At 67.4% G+C, this 18297-nt stretch carries 20 protein-coding genes; 15 read left to right on the top strand and 5 right to left on the bottom strand.

All coding sequences use genetic code 11. The features are described from left to right. Nucleotides 1-64: 64 nt before the first annotated feature. From G5A07_RS15880 to G5A07_RS15860, 5 genes are read left to right on the top strand one after another with little or no spacing between them, the layout of a single operon-like run. Nucleotides 65-652 (top strand): biliverdin-producing heme oxygenase, encoded by a 588-nt coding sequence (locus G5A07_RS15880; RefSeq protein ID WP_191863598.1) that lies wholly within the window; start codon nucleotides 65-67, stop codon nucleotides 650-652. A 31-nt stretch (nucleotides 653-683) separates the two neighbouring features. After that, entirely contained in the window at nucleotides 684-1151 is a 468-nt protein-coding gene (locus G5A07_RS15875) for a YbaN family protein (protein WP_049453642.1), read from the top strand. Beyond that, nucleotides 1138-1866, top strand: a complete 729-nt coding sequence (exbB, locus tag G5A07_RS15870; RefSeq protein ID WP_159360549.1) for a tonB-system energizer ExbB — start codon at nucleotides 1138-1140, stop codon at nucleotides 1864-1866. The genes G5A07_RS15875 and exbB overlap by 14 nt, the downstream gene beginning before the upstream one ends. Nucleotides 1867-1875: 9 nt before the next feature. After that, on the top strand, nucleotides 1876-2301 hold the full coding sequence (exbD, locus tag G5A07_RS15865) for a TonB system transport protein ExbD (RefSeq protein ID WP_010483997.1): 426 nt from the start codon (nucleotides 1876-1878) through the stop codon (nucleotides 2299-2301). Further along, entirely contained in the window at nucleotides 2298-3017 is a 720-nt protein-coding gene (locus G5A07_RS15860; protein ID WP_191863597.1) for an energy transducer TonB, read from the top strand. The genes exbD and G5A07_RS15860 overlap by 4 nt, the downstream gene beginning before the upstream one ends. Nucleotides 3018-3096: 79 nt before the next feature. Here G5A07_RS15860 and G5A07_RS15855 read toward each other — a convergent pair whose 3' ends face one another. Continuing rightward, the gene (locus G5A07_RS15855) at nucleotides 3097-5124 is read right to left on the bottom strand and encodes a sodium-translocating pyrophosphatase (RefSeq protein ID WP_053443477.1); all 2028 of its coding nucleotides are present in this window, start codon (nucleotides 5122-5124) and stop codon (nucleotides 3097-3099) included. Nucleotides 5125-5432: 308 nt separating this feature from the next. Here G5A07_RS15855 and G5A07_RS15850 point away from each other — a divergent pair, with 308 nt between their 5' ends. Beyond that, nucleotides 5433-5936 (top strand): hypothetical protein, encoded by a 504-nt coding sequence (locus G5A07_RS15850; RefSeq protein WP_010484000.1) that lies wholly within the window; start codon nucleotides 5433-5435, stop codon nucleotides 5934-5936. Between the two features lie 74 nt (nucleotides 5937-6010). Here G5A07_RS15850 and G5A07_RS15845 read toward each other — a convergent pair whose 3' ends face one another. After that, on the bottom strand, nucleotides 6011-6403 hold the full coding sequence (locus tag G5A07_RS15845; RefSeq protein ID WP_100446670.1) for a DUF488 family protein: 393 nt from the start codon (nucleotides 6401-6403) through the stop codon (nucleotides 6011-6013). A gap of 26 nt (nucleotides 6404-6429) precedes the next feature. Further along, entirely contained in the window at nucleotides 6430-7686 is a 1257-nt protein-coding gene (locus tag G5A07_RS15840) for a 6-phosphofructokinase (protein WP_191863596.1), read from the bottom strand. Between the two features lie 135 nt (nucleotides 7687-7821). Here G5A07_RS15840 and G5A07_RS15835 point away from each other — a divergent pair, with 135 nt between their 5' ends. The 3 genes from G5A07_RS15835 to G5A07_RS15825 all read left to right on the top strand — a co-directional run bounded on the left by G5A07_RS15835 (nucleotide 7822) and on the right by G5A07_RS15825 (nucleotide 10653). Next, a complete protein-coding gene (locus tag G5A07_RS15835) occupies nucleotides 7822-8385 on the top strand; it encodes an adenylate kinase (RefSeq protein WP_010484004.1) in 564 nt (187 codons plus the stop codon). A 328-nt stretch (nucleotides 8386-8713) separates the two neighbouring features. Then, nucleotides 8714-10078, top strand: a complete 1365-nt coding sequence (gene mpl / locus G5A07_RS15830; RefSeq protein WP_191863595.1) for a UDP-N-acetylmuramate:L-alanyl-gamma-D-glutamyl-meso-diaminopimelate ligase — start codon at nucleotides 8714-8716, stop codon at nucleotides 10076-10078. Further along, nucleotides 10075-10653: an LON peptidase substrate-binding domain-containing protein gene (locus G5A07_RS15825; RefSeq protein ID WP_019338782.1), complete on the top strand. Its 579-nt coding sequence runs from the start codon at nucleotides 10075-10077 to the stop codon at nucleotides 10651-10653. Before mpl ends, G5A07_RS15825 begins: the two co-directional genes overlap by 4 nt. A 97-nt stretch (nucleotides 10654-10750) precedes the next feature. Here the strand turns inward: G5A07_RS15825 and G5A07_RS15820 are convergent, their stop codons facing one another. Beyond that, the gene (locus G5A07_RS15820; protein WP_049412074.1) at nucleotides 10751-12745 is read right to left on the bottom strand and encodes a bifunctional DedA family/phosphatase PAP2 family protein; all 1995 of its coding nucleotides are present in this window, start codon (nucleotides 12743-12745) and stop codon (nucleotides 10751-10753) included. 85 nt (nucleotides 12746-12830) lie between these two features. Between G5A07_RS15820 and G5A07_RS15815 the strand changes: the two genes are divergently transcribed. From G5A07_RS15815 to G5A07_RS15805, 3 genes are all read left to right on the top strand, one after another. Beyond that, nucleotides 12831-13493: a serine/threonine-protein kinase gene (locus tag G5A07_RS15815; RefSeq protein ID WP_191863594.1), complete on the top strand. Its 663-nt coding sequence runs from the start codon at nucleotides 12831-12833 to the stop codon at nucleotides 13491-13493. Next, on the top strand, nucleotides 13490-13996 hold the full coding sequence (locus tag G5A07_RS15810) for a DUF2867 domain-containing protein (RefSeq protein WP_171954700.1): 507 nt from the start codon (nucleotides 13490-13492) through the stop codon (nucleotides 13994-13996). Before G5A07_RS15815 ends, G5A07_RS15810 begins: the two co-directional genes overlap by 4 nt. 157 nt (nucleotides 13997-14153) lie before the next feature. Then, nucleotides 14154-14516, top strand: coding sequence for a DUF4288 domain-containing protein (locus G5A07_RS15805; protein WP_043400269.1), 363 nt, complete (start codon nucleotides 14154-14156; stop codon nucleotides 14514-14516). A 74-nt stretch (nucleotides 14517-14590) separates the two neighbouring features. Here the strand turns inward: G5A07_RS15805 and G5A07_RS15800 are convergent, their stop codons facing one another. Continuing rightward, complete coding sequence (locus G5A07_RS15800; RefSeq protein ID WP_054172452.1) at nucleotides 14591-15274, bottom strand: hypothetical protein; 684 nt, start codon at nucleotides 15272-15274, stop codon at nucleotides 14591-14593. Nucleotides 15275-15382: 108 nt separating this feature from the next. Between G5A07_RS15800 and G5A07_RS15795 the strand changes: the two genes are divergently transcribed. From G5A07_RS15795 to G5A07_RS15785, 3 genes are all read left to right on the top strand, one after another. After that, on the top strand, nucleotides 15383-16201 hold the full coding sequence (locus G5A07_RS15795) for an NAD(P)-dependent oxidoreductase (RefSeq protein ID WP_191863593.1): 819 nt from the start codon (nucleotides 15383-15385) through the stop codon (nucleotides 16199-16201). Nucleotides 16202-16294: 93 nt separating this feature from the next. Next, a complete protein-coding gene (locus G5A07_RS15790) occupies nucleotides 16295-17287 on the top strand; it encodes a YiiG family protein (RefSeq protein ID WP_191863592.1) in 993 nt (330 codons plus the stop codon). A gap of 17 nt (nucleotides 17288-17304) precedes the next feature. Beyond that, on the top strand, nucleotides 17305-18270 hold the full coding sequence (locus G5A07_RS15785; protein ID WP_126560558.1) for a YiiG family protein: 966 nt from the start codon (nucleotides 17305-17307) through the stop codon (nucleotides 18268-18270). Nucleotides 18271-18297 lie beyond the last annotated feature (27 nt).

Genomic DNA, 18297 nt, shown 5'->3' with positions numbered 1-18297 from the left:
ACACGGCCTTGGGGAAAGCCCCGCGGCGAACGTCTACAGCACGACGACCCCCTTGGCATCCCCCATGAACGCACACATCGCTCCCGAAGACAGCCGCAGCCTGCGGCTCAAGGCCGCCACCCGCGACAGCCACGGTGCCCTGGACAAGCGCATCATGGCCGGCGACATCTTCGCCGACCGCAGCAATTTCGCTCGTTTCCTGCGCGTGCAGTACCGCTTCCACCGCAGCATCGACGCGCTGTATGCCAACCCTGCGCTCGACGCACTGCTGCCCGATCTCGGTGAGCGCCGCCGCCTGGCCCAGGTCGCGCGCGACCTGCAGGACCTGGAGCAGACCCTGCCAGGATCGGACATCGACGCGCTGCCCGCGGACCTGGCGCTGCCGGCCGCCCTTGGCTGGCTGTACGTAGCCGAAGGTTCCAACCTCGGCGGCACCATTCTCTACAAGATGGCCGCCAAGCTCGGGCTGGACCGTGACTTCGGCGCCCGCCACCTGGCCGCGCACCCGGATGGTGCGGCGCGCCACTGGCGTGAGTTCACCGCCGCGCTGGACGCGGTGCCGCTGAGTGCCGAGCAGGAGCAGCAGGTGATCGACGCAGCCGATGCCGCGTTCCGCAGCGTGCACGGCCACGTCGAAGTGGAATTCGCCTGATGCACGGCGCGCGCCCGCAGGCGCAACGCTGATGCGCTGGCTCTGGTTCGCGCTGGGCTGGGTGATGGTCGGCCTCGGGGTAATCGGCGCGTTGCTGCCGGTGATGCCAACCACCATCTTCCTGATCCTGGCCGTGGGTTGCTTCGCACGCAGCTCGCCGAAGTTCGAGCAGCGCCTGCTGGCACATCCGCGCTACGGCCCGTCACTGCGGCTGTGGCGTGAGCAGGGGGCGGTGTCGCGCAAGGGCAAGGCGTTCGCCAGTGCCGGCATGGCGGTGGGCTTTGCCCTGTTCTGCTGGGGTGCGCACCCGTCGTGGCGTCTTCTGCTGGGCGTGGGCCTGTTCTTCGCGGTCAGCGCCGGCTACGTGCTCAGTCGACCCGCACCACGGCTGGAGCCCAATCCGGTCGTGGAAGTGGACGACGCCCATGATCCGCGCGCGGCCCGTCGTCGCGCAGCGACCCCTGATGCTGATGGAAACCGAGACGATGCTGCCTGCTGACCTGGCTCCTGTGGCCGCCCCCGCATTGACCCCGTGGGGCATGTACCTGGCCGCCGACGTGGTGGTGAAAGCCGTGATGATCGCGCTGGTACTGGCGTCGCTGGCCACCTGGACGGTGCTGCTGGCCAAGGGCTGGGAGCTGGCCCGCCAGGCCCGGCAGCTGCGGGCGGCGCGCGCGCTGTTGCTGCAGGCGCCGAGCCTGCCCGGCGAGAGCGCCGATGCCAGTGTGCAGCAGGGCACTGCGCTGGCGATGTTGGATGCGGCCCGCACCGAACTGCGCCTGTCGCAGGATCTGGAAGGGCGCGACGGCATCAAGGAACGCATCGCCTCGCGCCTGGACCGTATCGAGCTGGAGACCGCGCGCGTGCAGCGGCGCGGAATCGGTGTGCTCGCCAGCATCGGCGCGGTGGCGCCCTTTGTCGGCCTGTTCGGCACGGTGTGGGGCATCATGAACAGTTTCATCGGCATCGCGCACAGCAACACCACCCACCTGGCGGTAGTTGCGCCCGGCATCGCCGAGGCGCTGCTGGCGACGGCACTCGGCCTGGTCGCGGCGATTCCCGCAGTGCTGGTCTACAACCACTTCAGCCGTGTGCTGGCCGGCCTGCGAGGGCTGCTTGGTGATCTGTCGGCCGCCGTTCAGCAGCTGGTCTCGCGCGATCTCGACCGCGCCGTTCCACGCGCTGCAGCGGCGTCGCTGCGTGCGGTGCACTGAGAGGCGACGATGGCCATCAGGACCGCGTCCGACCGCGACGACACGCCGGAAGAATCGCACGAGATCAACGTCACGCCCTTCATCGATGTGATGCTGGTGCTGTTGATCATCTTCATGGTGGCGGCACCGCTGGCCACCGTGTCGGTACCGGTGCAGCTGCCGGCCAGCAGTGCCAGTGCCACGCCGCCGGAACAGGCGCCGGTGTACGTGACCGTGCAGGCCGATCTGTCGCTGCGTGTCGGCGAGCAGGCGGTGGCACGCGACGGGCTGGCCGCTGCGCTGCAGGTAGCCACCCACGGTGACACCTCGCAACGCCTGTTCCTGCGTGCCGATACCCGCGTGCCTTACGGTGAACTGATGGCAACGCTGGATGCGCTGCGTGCGGCGGGCTACCTGAAGGTGGCACTGGTTGGACTGGAGCAGGGCGCGCGATGAGCGGACTGCGGCGCTGGGCGACCAGCCTGGCGATCGTGCTGCTGGTGCATGCGTTGCTGGTCAGCGTGGCCTGCTGGTGGGCGGCGCGCGCACCGGCGGTGGCCGCCGCAGCGCCGCCCGCTGCATTGATGCTGGAGCTGGCGCCGATGGCACAGGCGCCTCCGGTGCCGCCGCGCGAGGTTGCCACTGGGCCGCTGCAACAGCAACAGCAGCGACAGGCGCCGAAACCGGCCCTGCGTGAGCAACCCAAGGCACCGGTGCAGCCGCAGGGTGACCTGCCACCGCCGCGTACGCCGGAGCCGACGCCCTCGCCGGACACCGCCGAGGCCAATGTCGCGCAGACCAGCGCACCGCCGCAGGTGGCGGCCGACGCGGCCGCACGCTACACCGCACCGCAGACCACCGCCGGCGAGCGCAGTCGCGCCGAGGCCACCTGGGAGGGGCGCCTGCTCGGGCATCTGCAGAAGCATCGGCGCTATCCGCGCCAGGCCGAGCGGCTGCGCCATCAGGGCGTGGTCTACGTGCGTTTTGCCGTGGCCCGGGATGGCGCGGTCTCGGGGCTGACACTGGGCCGCAGCAGTGGCTTCGCGTTGCTCGACCAGGAGACGCTGGACACCGTGCGACGTGCCAGCCCGGTACCGGCGCCGCCGGCCGAGGTAGCCGGCGACCCGGTGGACGTGATGGTGCCGGTGTCCTTCTTCCTGCGCGGGCGGTGATTGACGATGGGGTCGGATCCCTTTCCGCAGGAAAGGGCGCTGACCCCATTCGGCGCCGCCATCCACGCATGGCGTGGATCTACAACAGCGGTACCAGCAGCAGCGCGACGATGTTGATGATCTTGATCAGCGGGTTGATTGCCGGGCCGGCGGTGTCCTTGTACGGGTCACCGACGGTATCACCGGTCACCGCGGCCTTGTGCGCTTCGCTGCCCTTGCCACCGAAGTGGCCGTCCTCGATGTACTTCTTGGCATTGTCCCAGGCGCCGCCGCCGGTGGTCATCGAGATGGCCACGAACAGGCCGGTCACGATCGTGCCGATCAACAGGCCGCCCAGTGCGCGCGGCCCGAGCAGCAGGCCGACCACCACCGGCACCGCCACCGGCAGCAGCGAGGGCACGATCATTTCGCGGATGGCCGAGCGGGTCAGCATGTCCACCGCTTTGTCGTACTGCGGCTTGCCGGTGCCCTGCATGATGCCGGGGATCTCGCGGAACTGGCGGCGTACCTCCTCCACCACCGCACCTGCTGCACGGCCGACCGCTTCCATCGCCATCGCACCGAACAGGTAGGGGATCAGGCCACCGATCAGCAGGCCGATGATCACCGTGTGGTCGCTGAGATCGAAGCGGAACTCCTGGCCGGGATGCGCGGCCTGCAGGTTGTGCGTGTAGTCGGCGAACAGCACCAGTGCGGCCAGCGCCGCCGAGCCGATCGCATAGCCCTTGGTCACCGCCTTGGTGGTGTTGCCCACCGCATCCAGTGGATCGGTGATGTCGCGGATCTCCGAGGGCAGCTCGGCCATCTCGGCGATGCCGCCAGCGTTGTCGGTGATCGGTCCATAGGCATCGAGGGCGACGATCATGCCGGCCATCGACAGCATCGCGGTGGCGGCGATGGCGATGCCGTACAGGCCGCCCAGCGCGAACGCGCCCCAGATCGCCGCACACACGGCCACCACCGGCAGCGCGGTGGACTTCATCGAGATGCCGAGGCCTGCGATGATGTTGGTGCCGTGGCCGGTGGTCGACGCCTGCGCCACGTGCTGCACCGGCTTGTACTGGGTGCCGGTGTAGTACTCGGTGATCCACACGATCAGGCCGGTCAGGACCAGGCCGATCAGCGCGCATCCATACAGCGCGATGGGACCATGCACATTGTCGGCCATCAGCCCGGTGGTGATCGGGTAGAACGCGATCGCGGCCAGCACGCCGGAGACGATCACGCCCTTGTACAACGCGCCCATGATCGAGCCGCCAGGCTTCACCTTGACGAACAGCGCACCGATGATCGATGCAATGATCGACACACCGCCCAGCACCAGCGGATACAGCACGGCATTGGCGCCCGCCTCGGCCAGCATCAGGCTGCCCAGCAGCATGGTGGCGATCACGGTGACCGCATAGGTCTCGAACAGATCGGCGGCCATGCCGGCACAGTCGCCGACGTTGTCACCGACGTTGTCGGCGATCACCGCCGGGTTGCGCGGGTCATCCTCGGGAATGCCGGCTTCCACCTTGCCGACCAGATCGGCGCCGACGTCGGCGCCCTTGGTGAAGATGCCACCGCCCAGACGCGCGAAGATCGAGATCAGCGACGAACCGAACGCCAGACCGACCAGCGCGTGCAGCGCCTGTTCCATCGGCAGGCCGATCCGCAGCAGCAGTGCGTAATAGCCGGCCACACCCAGCAGGCCCAGGCCGACCACCAGCATGCCGGTGATCGCACCGCCGCGGAAGGCGACGTCCATCGCCGCACTGATGCCATGGCGTGCGGCCTCGGCGGTGCGCACGTTGGCGCGTACCGACACGTTCATGCCGATGTAGCCGGCCGCGCCGGACAGCACCGCGCCGACCGCGAAGCCGATCGCGGTGTACCAGCTGAGGAACACACCGACCAGCACGAACAGCACCACGCCGGCCACGCCGATGGTCAGGTACTGGCGGTTGAGGTAGGCACGCGCACCTTCCTGGATCGCGGTGGCGATCGCGACCATGCGTTCATTGCCGGTGGGTTGGCGCAGGATCCAGCGCGCCGAGACGATTCCGAACAGGATCGCGAGAATGGCGCAGCCCAGCGCCAATGAAAGCCCGTGACGTTCCAGCATTAGACCCCTCCGCAGAATGGATGTAGGCATCCAGTGGCGATGAACGGCACCACGAGGGGGACGACGGGCTGCAGCCTGGAACCAACCCGTACCGACCTTGGTGGTCGTCCGACGTATGGCGGTGTTCAGCATTCCCTGGTGCCCGCAGTATGCGTTCGGCGCACTGTAGAGTCGAGCCGTGCTCGACTGGCTCCTGCGAGCCGCGGCGCATGGCGCCGGGCCAGGGGCAAGATTCGAGAGCCGCAGGCCTTTGCACCCCGTTAAGCCAGCCTCTGCAAGCCTGCGCACAGTCCCGTAGGAGATTCCCAATGCGCCTGTCCCTGTTGATGCTTGCCGCCCTGGTCCCGGCCGTACCGGCACTCGCCGCGGAAACCCCGGAGCTGCAGCGCGCCGTGGGCGCTCCCCAGGCAGTGGGCGCAGTGCACACCCTGCGGCAGATCCCCGAGGCCTGCGCGCGCCTGGAAGGTGCCTTCACCGGCCAGGCGGCCGAGCCGTACCGCTTTGCGCCGGTGCGGACCAGTGAGCAGTGCCAGCCACGCGCGCGCTTCGTCGACTACGCCAAGGCACAGCCAAGTGCCGACAAGGGCTGGAAGCTCAATGATGTGATCCGCGTGCCCAGCGCAGCATGCCCGGCACAGCAGGCGGTGGTGCGCGTGTGGCGACTGCCGTCGAGCAACAAGGTCGAGCTGGACGGTCAGGGCCAGTCGCGCATCTATCTGGAAGAGGCCAAGAAGCAGGCCGCGGCCGGCCAGATTCCGCAGGTGACCATGTTCGCCGCGCAGCTGCAGATGGAAGGCAAGGCCTGTAATTGATACAGGTGGGTGCCGACCGTTGGTCGGCACCGATGCCGCATCCACGCATGGCGTGGATCTACTGCGGCGCGCCATCATTCTCCGGCCGGCTTCGCCCCCCGCGCTACCAGCAACTCGCGTAATGCCTTGCGATGGCAATGCGCTTCGTCCTCGCAGTAGCACCCTACGCTGATGTCGCTGTGCCGTGACATCGCGGCCAGCAGGTCCAGCGCGTGGGCCGCATCCGGCGCCCTCATCTCGGCCTTGTAGTGACGGAAGAACGCATTCCAGTCGGCGGCCGTCTTCGCCTCATGCGCCTGCTTCACCAGTTCCGCGCTGGGGGACAGGGTCGGGAACCAGACGTCATACCAGTCCTGCCGGGCGAACTCGCTGCGCGGCACGCCGCGCGGCGGGCGCCGCACGGTACCGATACGCAGTCCCTCGCCGGGCGCACGTGGTGTACCCAATCGAACAACACGCAGTGCCATGGTGTTCCTCCGTCCCCTTTTTCGGGTCAGCCCTCGAACGGCGGCAGCTTCTGCTTCACCGCCACGTTCTTCAGCGTGACGTACTTCGGCAGGCCGTCGGCGCCGTAGGGCAGCGGCGCTTCGCCCTTGATCAGCGGCGACAGGTAGGCGCGCGCCTTGGCGGTGATACCGAAGCCGTCGCGGCGGATGAAGCCGGCGGGCATCTTCTTTTCATGGTTGGCGATCTTCGACAGCGGCGCCGCTTCGATCTTCCAGCGGTACGGTGCGTCGCTGCTGCGCACGATCACCGGCATCACCCCGTTCTGGCCCTTCAGCGCCAGCTGCACCGCGGCCTTGCCGACCGCCTGCGCCTGCTCCCAGTCGGTCCTGCTGGCCAGGTGGCGGGCCGAGCGCTGCAGGTAATCGGGCAGCGCCCAATGGACCTTCAGGCCCAGCTGGTCCTTGACCCGGCCAGCCAGGTGCGCGGCCACGCCGCCCAGCTGCGAGTGCCCGAACGAGTCCTTGCCGCCACCGGCATCGGCGACGAAGCGGCCATCGGCGGTGGCGATGCCTTCCGACGCCACCACCACGCAGTAGCCGACGCGGTCGACCACGGCCTTGACCTTGGCCAGGAACGCCGCCTCGTCATAGGCGCGTTCGGGCAGCAGGATGATGTGCGGCGCTTCGTCATCGCCGTTGCCGGCAAGGCCGGCGGCCGCAGCCAGCCAGCCCGCGTGGCGGCCCATGGCCTCGTAGATGAAAACGCGGGTGGAGGTCTCGGCCATCGCCGCCACGTCCAGCGCCGCTTCGCGCACCGAGACGGCGGTGTACTTGGCCGCCGAGCCGAAGCCGGGGCAGGTGTCGGTCACTGCCAGGTCGTTGTCGATGGTCTTGGGCACGCCGATGCAGGTCAGGTCGTAGCCGGAGGCCTTGGCCAGCTGCGAGACTTTCAGCGCGGTATCGGCCGAGTCGTTGCCGCCGTTGTAGAGGAACCAGCGCACGTCGTGCGCGCGCAGCACCTGCAGCAGGCGGTCGTAGCGGACGCGGTCGGCGTCCAGCGATTTCAGCTTCACCCGGCACGAGCCGAAGGCGCCACCCGGGGTATGGGCCAGGGCGCGGATCGCGGCGGCGCTCTCCTTGCTGGTGTCGATCAGCTCCTCGCGCAGCGCGCCGAGGATGCCGTTGCGGGCGGCAAGGACCTTGATGCCCTTGGCCCGGGCCTGCTCGATCACCGCTGCCGCCGTGGCATTGATGACCGCGGTGACACCGCCGGACTGGGCGTAGAGGAGAGTACCGTTGCGCATGCTTCTACCTGCTCGGGGGAGGGACATTGCAGGGACATTACCCGGATGCGGTAAAGTGGCGCTATTGCGGTGCAGCGATACCGGTCCGTCCGGGACGCGAACCTTCTTTGTTTTCAACACGTTGGAGTCAGGTCAATGCGATTGGTTCTGTTGGGACCGCCCGGTTCGGGCAAGGGGACACAGGCGACGCGCCTGAAGGAAAAGCTGGGGATCGCCCACATTTCGACCGGTGACATGCTGCGCGCGGAAATCGCCGCCGGCACGGAGCTGGGCAAGCAGGCCAAGACGGTGATGGATGCCGGCAACCTGGTGTCGGACGACATCCTGCTGGGCATGCTGGAGTCGCGCCTGACCCAGGCCGATGTCGCCAAGGGCTTCATCCTCGATGGTTACCCGCGCAATGTGGCCCAGGCCAATGCGATGGACGGCCTGCTGGCCAAGATCGGCCAGCCGCTGGATGCCGTGGTGCAGCTGGACGTGGCCACCGAGCTGCTGGTCGACCGCATCGCCGGTCGCGCCAAGGAGCAGGGCCGCGCCGATGACACGCCGGAAGCGGTGCGCCAGCGCCTGCAGGTCTACAACGACCAGACTGCCCCGGTGGTGGACTTCTACGCCGGCCGTGGCACCCTGGCCCGCGTCGATGGCGTCGGCGAGCTGGACGAGATCGAAGCCCGCATCCTGGCGGCGATCAAGGGTTGATCCTGCAGGGCCGGTGCACTGCCGGCCCTTCGGGCGCAAAAAACACAGGCCTGGTCCGCGAGGACCAGGCCTGTGTCGTTTGATAGGCGCCAGCAGAGGGCTTGCTCAGGGCCCCGCAGCATGAGCTCCCTTGGGGATGGCCTCTTGGGGAGTAGGACCGGTTCGGGTACTGCGGCTGGCAGTTCGAATTGTGTCCGGGTTCACAGAACATCGCTATCGGGATTTCCCTGACAGAAGATTGGAGTTTTCTCACATCCTGTGTAGGACTTGTCTTACCCCGGATCGGACATTGGCCCTATACAGCCGTCATCGGTCACAATCCTCGGTCATGAGCAGCGTACATATCCTTGCAATCGCCGGCACCTTCATGGGCGGCGTGGCCGCCCTGGCGCGGGAACTGGGCCATACGGTCAGTGGCAGCGACCAGGCCATCTATCCGCCGATGTCGACCCAGCTCGAGCAGCTGGGTATCACCCTGGACCAGGGCTACCGCGCCGACAGCGTGCCACCGGGCACCGACGACGTGGTGATCGGCAACGCACTCTCGCGCGGCAATGCCGCCGTTGAGGCCGTGCTCGACGCCGGCCAGCGCTACATTTCCGGTGCCCAGTGGCTGTCCGAACAGGTGCTGCCGGGCCGCGACACGCTGGCCGTGGCCGGTACCCACGGCAAGACCACCACCACCACCATCCTCACCTGGCTGCTGGAAAGCGCCGGTCGTTCTCCCGGTTTCCTGATCGGCGGCGTCGCCGAGGATTTCGGCGTCTCCGCCCGCCTGGGCCAGGGCCGCGAGTTCGTGGTCGAGGCCGACGAGTACGACACCGCATTCTTCGACAAGCGCAGCAAGTTCGTGCACTACCGGCCGCTGGTGGCCATCCTCAACAACCTTGAATACGACCACGCCGACATCTTCCCGGACGTGGCCGCGATCCAGCGCCAGTTCCATCACCTGGTGCGCACGGTGCCGGCGCGCGGCCGACTGATCGTCAACGGTGAGGATCAGCATCTGGCCGAAGTGCTGGCGATGGGCTGCTGGACCCCGGTCGAGCGCTTCGGCTTCGATCCATCGCTGGAGTGGCATGCGGAACTGCTGGCTGCCGATGGCAGCGCGTTCCGCGTGCACCACCGCGGGCAGGCACTGGGTGATGTGCAGTGGTCGTTGCTGGGCCGCCACAACGTGCTCAACGGCCTGGCGGCGCTGGCAGCCGCACATGCGGTGGGTGTTGCGCCGGCTGAGGTGATCCCGGCGCTGGCGCGCTTCCGCAGCGTCAAGCGGCGCATGGAAGTGATCGGCAGCCACGAGGGCATCACCGTCTACGACGATTTCGCCCACCACCCGACCGCAATCGCCACCACGCTGGAAGGGCTGCGCGCCAAGGTGGGCGATGCGCGCATCGTGGTCGCGATGGAGCCGCGCAGCAATTCGATGCGGCTGGGCGCACACGCGCAGGCGCTGGCACCCTCGCTGGCGCTGGCCGATGAAGTGGTGTTCCTGCATCGCCCGGAACTGGCCTGGGATGCTGCTGCGGTGATCGCCGCAGTGCGTGGCGAAGCGCACGCGGTGCCCGATACCGACGCGCTGCTGGCGCAATTGCAGGCCAGCGCGCGCAGGGGGGACCACGTGGTGTTCATGTCCAACGGTGGCTTCGACGGCGCACCGCGCCGCTTCCTTGCCGCGCTGCAGGCCCGATGAGCGTCGACGGTTCGCTGCCGCTGTTTCCGCTGCACACCACGCTGGTGCCAGGTGCGGCGGTGGGCCTGCGCGTGTTCGAACGGCGCTACCTGGATCTGGTGCGCGACAGCGGCCGCAGTGGTGAGGGCTTTGGTGTCTGCCTGATCCTCGACGGCCAGGAAGTGGGAGCCCCGGCAACGCCGGCCGCGTATGGCGTGCAGGTACGCATCGAAGACTTCGATGTCGGCGCCGACGGCGTGCTGCAGTTGCGTCTGCGCGGCACCCGCCGCTTCCATGTCGAGCGCACCCGTGTGCGCGACAACGGGCTGGTGGTAGCCGATGTGCGCTGGTGCGAGGAAGACCCCGACGACGAACTGCGGCCGCAGCATGCGCTGCTGGCCACGGTGCTGGGGCACATCATCGAACAGGCGGGTGAAGCCTATGCACCGGCCAACCCGGCGTTGCTGGACCAGGCCAGCTGGGTCGGCTGGCGGCTGGCCGAGCTGTTGCCGCTGAGCGAGCAGCAGCGGTTGCAGCTCCTGCAGATGGACGACCCGCACCAGCGACTGCAGCAGTTGCTGGGCTGGATGCCGTAGAAGCCATCCACGCATGGCGTGGATCTACCTCCGCCGGGCATGGCCCGGCGCTACCCGTCCGTGTTCCGGTAGCGCCGGGCCATGCCCGGCGGCTCCATCACGGTGTGGTCTTCAACCGCAGCACCGGCAACCCGGTTTCGCTGTGCACATCCTCGCGCTGCGGCAGGTCCTGCACGGCGTCCTTCACGGCATTCAATGCCGGGTCGACGCCACGCAGCGGGTGCCACATGCCGATCCATTCGAAGTGGCGCTCGTAGCGCAGGGTCTGCGCGCTGCCCAGCCACAGCGGCGTGCTGCCCGGCTGCAACTGCGCGGGCGCCGGCCACAGGCGCAGCACATAGCGCTCATCCGGCTGCGCGCCCTGGCGCACCATCAGCAGTGCTTCCACGCGGGTGTCCAGCGTGGCCGGCAGCACCGGTAGTTCGTCGGCGCCGGTGTTCTTGTCCAGCATCAGCAGCGCCTGTTGCCAGCCCGCCTGTTCCTGCCGCTTCCAGCCGCGTGCTTCCAGCTGCGCCTGCAGCGGTGCCAGCGGGCCGGCCACCTGCACGTCCAGCGGCCAGCGCTGGTCGTCGTCGAACTCATTGCGGCGTGCCGGCAGCGTTACCCAGTCGTGCTGCCACCAGGCCTGCATGTCCATCGCCTGCGGTGCCGGCAGGGTCGGCTCGAAGCGTTCCAGCTTCACCGGGATGTTACGTGGCGCATAGCACATGGCCGCCACGGCGAAGACGCCGTAGAACAGCCAGGCCACCGGTTTCACCCAGAACGAGCGGTTGAAGCGGCGGCGGTAGGCGATGCCCAGCACCAGCAGCCAGAACGTGCCGAACAGCATGCCGCCGATCACGTCGCTCAGCCAATGCGCACCCAGGTACAGGCGCGAGAAGCCGATCAGGCTGACCACGATGCCCGACACCAGGTACGGCCAGACGCGGGTGCGGCCGGGCATCTCGCGGGCGATCAGCACTGCGAAGAAGCCGAAGGTGATGGTGGCCATGGTCACCGACACCGAGGGGAAACCGAAGCCACTGCTGGCGTCGACCGGGCGCACCACATCCACGGTGGCACCCAGCAGCATGGTCAGCGCCAGGCCGAAGGCGAGGGCGGCCAGCCAATGTGCGGCCGCCATCCAGCGCCGGCGCCAGATCAGGTAGCCCATCGCTGCAGCGGTGGCCGGCAGCAGTACCTGCCAGGCGCCCAGCGACGCCAGCGCGGCCATCGGGTAATCGGCCAGCGGGTTACGCAGCGCCAGCATGGCCTGGTGCACCAGCAGGTCGATCGCCAGCGGCTCGCCGTGCGCGACCACCACGGTCAACAATGCGAACCAGCCCCAGCCCAGTACCAGCAGCATCAACGCCAGCATCGCCAGCGGCACCGATTCACGGCGCTTGGGATCAAGCACGCCGACGGTATAGCGGCCTAGCGTGGGGTGGCGGTTGGACCAGTCCAGCAGGCGTGCCAGCCAGTTGTCCATGCGCGCGGCCGACCAGCGGTAGCCATACAGCACGATGGCCCAGACCAGGCCGAGGATCACCGCCAGCAGGCCGACCACCACTACCAGTCGCCCGGCCACGGCGGCCACCGCGTCATACGCCTCACCGAGGATCCAGCCCGGGGCCAGGAACAGTACGGCCCAGGAGATGCTGGCGATGCCGCTGGCCTGCACGTAGCGGCTGGCCGGCATCTTCATCATGCCGGCGATGGCCGGCACGAATGGGCGGATCGCGCCGACGTAGCGTGCGATCAGGATGCTTTTGAAGGCGTTGCGGCGGAACAGGTTCTCGCCGCGGTCGAGCAGCTGCGGGTAGCGGCTGAACGGCCACACGCCACGCAGCCGGTCGCCCCAGCGGCGGCCGATCCAGTAACTGATGCCGTCACCGGCGAACGCGCCCAGGGCTGCCGCCGCCACCGCGTACGGCCCGGAGATCTGGCCCAGGCCGATGAACACGCCCACCGCGAACAGCAACGGAAGCGCCGGCACGATCGCGCCGAGAATGATGACCGCATCGCAGAAGGCGATCAGAAAAATGACCGCACCCGCCAACACGGGATGAGCGGCAATCCACGCGAGGGTGGCGTCGATCCATGAAGAGTCCATTGCCCGATTATAGGGGCGTGAAGGTGACTGGTTCCCAGCCGCTTCGTGACCGTTTGCAACCAGTGCCATCGCCTAGAATGGGCCCATGCAACATACGCCCGACGCTCAACCGCATGCCTTGAAGGCCGACACCTTCGGCCGGATCCTCCTTGTGAAAGGGCCCGATGGCCCCTTCGTGCGCCGAGATCTGGGCGCCACGCCGCTGTGGTTGCGGCTGCCTGCATGGTGGCTGGCCCGCCGCGAGGCTCGCGCGCTGCAGCACATCCACGGCATGGCCGATGTGCCGCAGCTGCTGGCCTGGAATGGCCATCACCTGGATCGCAGCTTCATGGCCGGCGACGCCATGTACCAGCGTCCGCCGCGCGGCGACCTGGCCTGGTTCCGCGCCGCGCGCCGGCTGCTGCAGCAGCTGCATCGCAAAGGCGTGGCCCACAACGATCTGGCCAAGGAAGCCAACTGGCTGGTCACTGAAGATGGACGGCCGGCGCTGATCGACTTCCAGCTGGCGGTGATCGGCAACCCTCGCTCGCGCTGGATGCGCCTGCTGGCCCGCGAGGACCTGCGCCACCTGCTCAAGCACAAGCGCATGTACTGCCGTGAATTGCTTACGCCGGTGGAGAAGCGGTTGCTCAAGCGCACCTCGTGGGTGCGCGAACTGTGGTTTGCTACCGGCAAGCCGGTCTACCGCTTCGTCACCCGCCGCATCCTGCATTGGGAAGACAACGAAGGGCAGGGGCCCAAGCCGTGAAGGCTTCGCGGATAGTGACCGGCCCGCCGAGCGCGGGCAATGTGTTGCGTGCGCAGTTGCCTGGTGCCGACTTCGTGCATGCCTGTCAGGCCACCACCCGGCGCGACGGGCGTACCGCACTGCAGGCCTACCGCGACATGGCGGCGACCATTCCCGGCTGGTTCGATGGGCTGATGGCGCTGCGCAACCACGGCATGCGCCTGCTCGGCATGAAGCATCTGGGCTCGTTGCGGGCGGTGCAGGTTGTCGAAGATCCTCAACCGGGCCAGCGGCTGGGCATCTTCACCCTGCAGTCGATGGATGACGATGCCATCGTGCTGGAGGACAACGACCGCCACTTGCGTGTGCAGCTGGCCCTGCAGTGGCAGGGCGACGTGCTGGAAGTGGCGACCGTGGTGCATACGCACAACGCGTTCGGGCGCGTGTACATGCTGCCGGTTGCGCCGTTGCATCGGCTGATCGTGCCGCATCTGCTGGAGAAGCAGGTGCAGGCGTACCGGTAGATCCACGCCATGCGTGGATGCGGTTTGTGATCCGCGGGCTGCTCAACGGCTAAACGGCTCATTGCCCAGTGCCGCATGAATGTGGATTCCATCGGCAGCAGAAGGCTCGCGACATCCAAACCAGGGACAATCCGCAAGAGAATGATCGAGGTGATGCATGTGGTATTGCGCGCACGCAATTTTCTATTACGAGAGCCCAGGCCAGGGCTCGTTCCTGGTGCATGAGAACGTGTACCTGATCAGTGCCGACAACGATGAACACGCTCTTGAGAATGCAGAAGCGCTTGCTTCCGGGTATGAGGATCTGACCGGCCGCCTGGTGGGTGAAGACGGTAGGCCGTACCTTTATCGATTCGCCGGAATCCGCAAGCTGATATCTGTGGAGCCTGGTCAGGACACCGCCGAGGGGCGCCTGCACTCCGGCGTGGAGGTCACGTACTCCGTGATGGCGGTGGATACGTTGGATCAGGTGAAACGGCTTGCCCGTGGTGATGGCGTGGCAGTGCTGTACCAGGAATAGAAATGTAGAGCCGAGCCATGCTCGGCTGCATTCAATGAGCCGAGCATGGCTCGGCTCTACAGGGGGCGGTGGCCTTACGGCGTCGCCGGCACCACCTGCTGGCCAATGAAGTTGCGCTTGGCGTCGAAGTCATAGGCAATCTGCAACTGCCCCACATCCGGGCAGGCGTGGCAGTCGCGCAGCGGCGTGCGGTACAGCAAACGGATGCCACCGTTCTCCAGCGGCGAGGCGCCGGCCGACTGCGCCGGTGCGAACGGCGTGGCTTGCGGGTTGGCCTTCAGCAGTTCCTGCACAGTGGGGTCGGCACGCAGGGTGTCGTCCAACTGCACGGCATCCACATCGATGCGCTTGCCACCGGCATCGACCAGTCGGGTGCCTTCATTGGTGTTGGCGCGGAACGGATACTCGACCGTGGCAATGCCCAGTCCTTCGTTCTCGTGCCAGGCGGTCACATAGGCCAACTCACCGCCGGTGGACAACTGCTCGGCGGCGGTGATGGCCTCGGCACTGGCGCCACCGGCGCGCATCGCGTCGCGAAGGCAATCCCGGGTGGCCGCGTTCTCGCCCTGGCGGCAGGCGTTGAGGTCGCCATCCCAGACCACCGCCTCGCTCCAGCGCATCTTGCCGTCGGCGGCGGCCTTCTCCGCACTGGGCGCGTCACCGGCGGGCGGCTCCTTGCCGGGTTCCGGCGAACGGCCCTGGCAGGCGGTCAGCAGGACAAGCCCCAGGGCAGGCAGCAACAGGCGGGAACGGCGCATGGCGTGGACCTCGTGCGTTGTCTGGAGGCCCGAGTATCGTCAAGGGCGGGTGAACTCCGCGTCGGCGCGGCATACTAGCGGCTCATTGCATACGCTGGAGTGTGGAACGTGGGCAGTCTGCAGGGCAAAACGCTTTTCATCACCGGTGCCTCGCGTGGCATCGGCCTGGCCATCGCACTGCGCGCTGCGCGCGACGGCGCCAATGTGGCCATTGCGGCCAAGTCGTCGGTGCCGAATCCGAAGCTGCCGGGCACCATCCACACCGCCGCCGAAGCGGTGACGGCTGCAGGCGGGCAGGGCCTGGCGCTGAAGTGCGACATCCGCGAGGAAGAGCAGGTGCAGGCGGCGGTGGCGGCCACGGTCGACACCTTCGGTGGCATCGACATCCTGATCAACAACGCCAGCGCGATCTGGTTGCGCGGCACGCTGGATACGCCGATGAAGCGTTTCGACCTGATGCAGCAGGTCAATGCGCGCGGCAGTTTCCTGTGTGCGCAGGCCTGCCTGCCGTACCTGCTGCAGGCGCCGAACCCGCACATCCTGACCCTGGCACCGCCGCCGAGCCTGGAGCCGAAGTGGTGGGCACCGCACACCGGCTACACGCTGGCAAAGATGGGCATGAGCTTCGTCACCCTGGGCCTGGCCGCGGAATTCGGCCCGCAGGGCGTGGCGGTGAATGCGCTGTGGCCGCGCACCGTCATCGCCACCGATGCGATCAACATGATTCCGGGCGTGGATGCGGCTGGCTGCCGCACGCCACAGATCATGGCCGATGCCGCACACGCGGTGCTGGTGCGCGAAGCGGCCGGCTTCCACGGCCGGTTCCTGATCGACGATGAAGTGCTGGCGCAGGCCGGTATTACCGATCTGTCCGGTTATGCGGTGGACCCGTCGCGTCCGTTGTTGCCGGATCTGTTCCTGGATTGACCACGCGTCGCCGGAAGAGGCCGAGGGCTGCGACCCTCGGCCTGCTGCGCTAGAATGCGTGGCTGTAATCGTTTTCAACAGGGATGTGAACACATGTCACGCACTCTTTCCGTCGCGGCGCTGGCCGCTTCGTTGTCGTTGATCCTGACCGCCTGCGGTGGCAAGGCACCCGCAGCTGCGGGCGGCGCCGCTGCCTCCGGCACGCCGGACACCAGCGCGGCGCCGTCCGATACACAGCAGCAGTTGACCGCCAAGCTCAACGCCTACATCGGCTGCTTCAACGCGCTGGATTCGAAGACCCACGGCAGCATCCAGTCCTACACGCGCTGGATCAAGGACGTCGACGCTGGCCCGACCGGGCGCGAGACGCACGTGTACGGACCGTTCGAGATCAGCGATTACGACATGAAGCAGTGCGACGCTCCGGTGACCGGGGCGATCGCTGCCAAGCCGGCGCTGGCCGGACTCGATGCTGCTGCAGGCCATTACCAGCAGGCGCTGAAAGCGCTGGTGCCGGTCAGCAAGGACGCGCACGACTACTACGATCGCCAGGACTACGAAGACGACCAGTTTGCCAAGGGCAAGCAGCTGCACGCGCCCTTGATGGCCGCCTTCAAGGATTTCGTGGCTGCCAGCGAAACGTTCAATGCCGAGCTGGAGCGCCAGAACGACGCCGCCCAGCGCGAGCAGCTCAAGGCGCTGGAGCAGGCTGAGGGACGCACGCGCGAGTACTACCGCCTGGCGATGATGCTGGAGGCCAAGGCCATCATGGATCTGATGAGCGAGGATGATTTCGATCAGGCCAAGGCCCGCGAACGCCTGGATGCCTTCAACCGCATTTCCGATGAAGCGCACGCCAAGGTTGCCGACCAGGAGCCGGGCAAGTCGGACTGGGAAGGCTTCGAACGTGGGGCCGAGAATTTCCGGCGCGAAGGCAAGGAGCGGCTGCAGCGCGTCAGCGAGAAAAAGCCTTACACCGATTTCGAACGACGCATGCTTGATTCGCCGTCGATGGCGCCGCGCGGTTCGGCCAGCAAGCTGATGCAGGAATACAACTCGCTCGTTTTCCAGAGCAACCGCCAGTGACCGGCGCACCAGTACTCATGCGAGAGACCAGGACGACGTCCTGTCTGCGTATCGCGCCGCTGCTGCTGATCGGCGCTGTGGCGGGCCTGAGCGGCTGCAACAGATCGGCAGGGCTGGGCGTGGCCGACCCCGGGCTGGAGAAGGTGAACGCCTACATCGAGTGCTACAACGGCGTTGAACAGCCCATCCACGAGGGCTTCCAGGCCTACACCAGCTGGATGAAGGACCCCGAAGCCGGCCCGACCGGCAAGGAAGCGCAGCCGCGTTCGCCCGGAAAGGTGCTGTCGCACCGCGTCGAGTACTGCGGCCAGCCACTGACCGACGCGCTGGCGAAGACCCCGGCACTGCCGGTGGATGGCCCCGCGCGTGACTATCAGCAGGCCTTCCAGGCATTGAACACCCTGGTCGAGCGTGCCGATGGCTACTTCACCCGCGAGGACTATCGCCGTGATGGCGGTGAAGGGATGCGCAGCCAGCATGCCCCGCTGATGCAGGCCTACGCCGATTTCTTCAAGGCCAGCGAAGCGATGGATGTGGCGCTGGAAAAGAACGAGAACGATCGCCGTGCCGCGCAGCTGAAGCAGATCGAGGAAAGCGAAGGGCGCTCGCTGGCCTACTACCACCTTCGCCTGCTGGGCGACGGCAAGCGATTGGCCTCGGCGTTCCAGGACGACGCACCGGACGTCGCGGCGCTGCGCGCGCAGCTGGCTGACTATCAGGCACTGGTGACGGAAATCCAGAACGGTGGTGTCGGCAAGGACGACCCGATGTGGGGCCACGTGCAGCGTTCGGCGGACAAGCTGGTCCGTACCGCGGGACGTGGTGTCGAGCGCCTGGAGCAGCACAAGCCGATCACCGCCGAAGCGCTGGCGGCAGAGCGGAAGGCGTCGGGCAGTTGGCTCACCACCGACCCGGAGGGAGCGCAGTCAACGATCCTTGCCGCATACAACGATCTGGTGACCACCAGCAACCGCATGCGATGAGCAACGGCGCACGCATCCCTGCGTAAG

Source organism: Stenotrophomonas sp. AS012628 (assembly GCF_010608305.1).
GTDB lineage: Bacteria > Pseudomonadota > Gammaproteobacteria > Xanthomonadales > Xanthomonadaceae > Stenotrophomonas > Stenotrophomonas geniculata.
The sequence above is the reverse complement of the archived record's forward strand: the minus strand, read 5'-3'. Positions and strand labels throughout refer to the sequence as shown.

Excerpts from the sequence above, each read along its gene's own strand:
- G5A07_RS15880 (WP_191863598.1), top strand. The coding sequence starts at position 65 with ATGAACGCACACATCGCTCCCGAAGACAGCCGCAGCCTGCGGCTCAAG.
- G5A07_RS15875 (WP_049453642.1), top strand. The coding sequence starts at position 684 with ATGCGCTGGCTCTGGTTCGCGCTGGGCTGGGTGATGGTCGGCCTCGGG.
- exbB (WP_159360549.1), top strand. The coding sequence starts at position 1,138 with ATGCTGCCTGCTGACCTGGCTCCTGTGGCCGCCCCCGCATTGACCCCG.
- exbD (WP_010483997.1), top strand. The coding sequence starts at position 1,876 with ATGGCCATCAGGACCGCGTCCGACCGCGACGACACGCCGGAAGAATCG.
- G5A07_RS15860 (WP_191863597.1), top strand. The coding sequence starts at position 2,298 with ATGAGCGGACTGCGGCGCTGGGCGACCAGCCTGGCGATCGTGCTGCTG.
- G5A07_RS15855 (WP_053443477.1), bottom strand. The coding sequence starts at position 5,124 with ATGCTGGAACGTCACGGGCTTTCATTGGCGCTGGGCTGCGCCATTCTC.
- G5A07_RS15850 (WP_010484000.1), top strand. The coding sequence starts at position 5,433 with ATGCGCCTGTCCCTGTTGATGCTTGCCGCCCTGGTCCCGGCCGTACCG.
- G5A07_RS15845 (WP_100446670.1), bottom strand. The coding sequence starts at position 6,403 with ATGGCACTGCGTGTTGTTCGATTGGGTACACCACGTGCGCCCGGCGAG.
- G5A07_RS15840 (WP_191863596.1), bottom strand. The coding sequence starts at position 7,686 with ATGCGCAACGGTACTCTCCTCTACGCCCAGTCCGGCGGTGTCACCGCG.
- G5A07_RS15835 (WP_010484004.1), top strand. The coding sequence starts at position 7,822 with ATGCGATTGGTTCTGTTGGGACCGCCCGGTTCGGGCAAGGGGACACAG.
- mpl (WP_191863595.1), top strand. The coding sequence starts at position 8,714 with ATGAGCAGCGTACATATCCTTGCAATCGCCGGCACCTTCATGGGCGGC.
- G5A07_RS15825 (WP_019338782.1), top strand. The coding sequence starts at position 10,075 with ATGAGCGTCGACGGTTCGCTGCCGCTGTTTCCGCTGCACACCACGCTG.
- G5A07_RS15820 (WP_049412074.1), bottom strand. The coding sequence starts at position 12,745 with ATGGACTCTTCATGGATCGACGCCACCCTCGCGTGGATTGCCGCTCAT.
- G5A07_RS15815 (WP_191863594.1), top strand. The coding sequence starts at position 12,831 with ATGCAACATACGCCCGACGCTCAACCGCATGCCTTGAAGGCCGACACC.
- G5A07_RS15805 (WP_043400269.1), top strand. The coding sequence starts at position 14,154 with ATGTGGTATTGCGCGCACGCAATTTTCTATTACGAGAGCCCAGGCCAG.
- G5A07_RS15800 (WP_054172452.1), bottom strand. The coding sequence starts at position 15,274 with ATGCGCCGTTCCCGCCTGTTGCTGCCTGCCCTGGGGCTTGTCCTGCTG.
- G5A07_RS15790 (WP_191863592.1), top strand. The coding sequence starts at position 16,295 with ATGTCACGCACTCTTTCCGTCGCGGCGCTGGCCGCTTCGTTGTCGTTG.
- G5A07_RS15785 (WP_126560558.1), top strand. The coding sequence starts at position 17,305 with ATGCGAGAGACCAGGACGACGTCCTGTCTGCGTATCGCGCCGCTGCTG.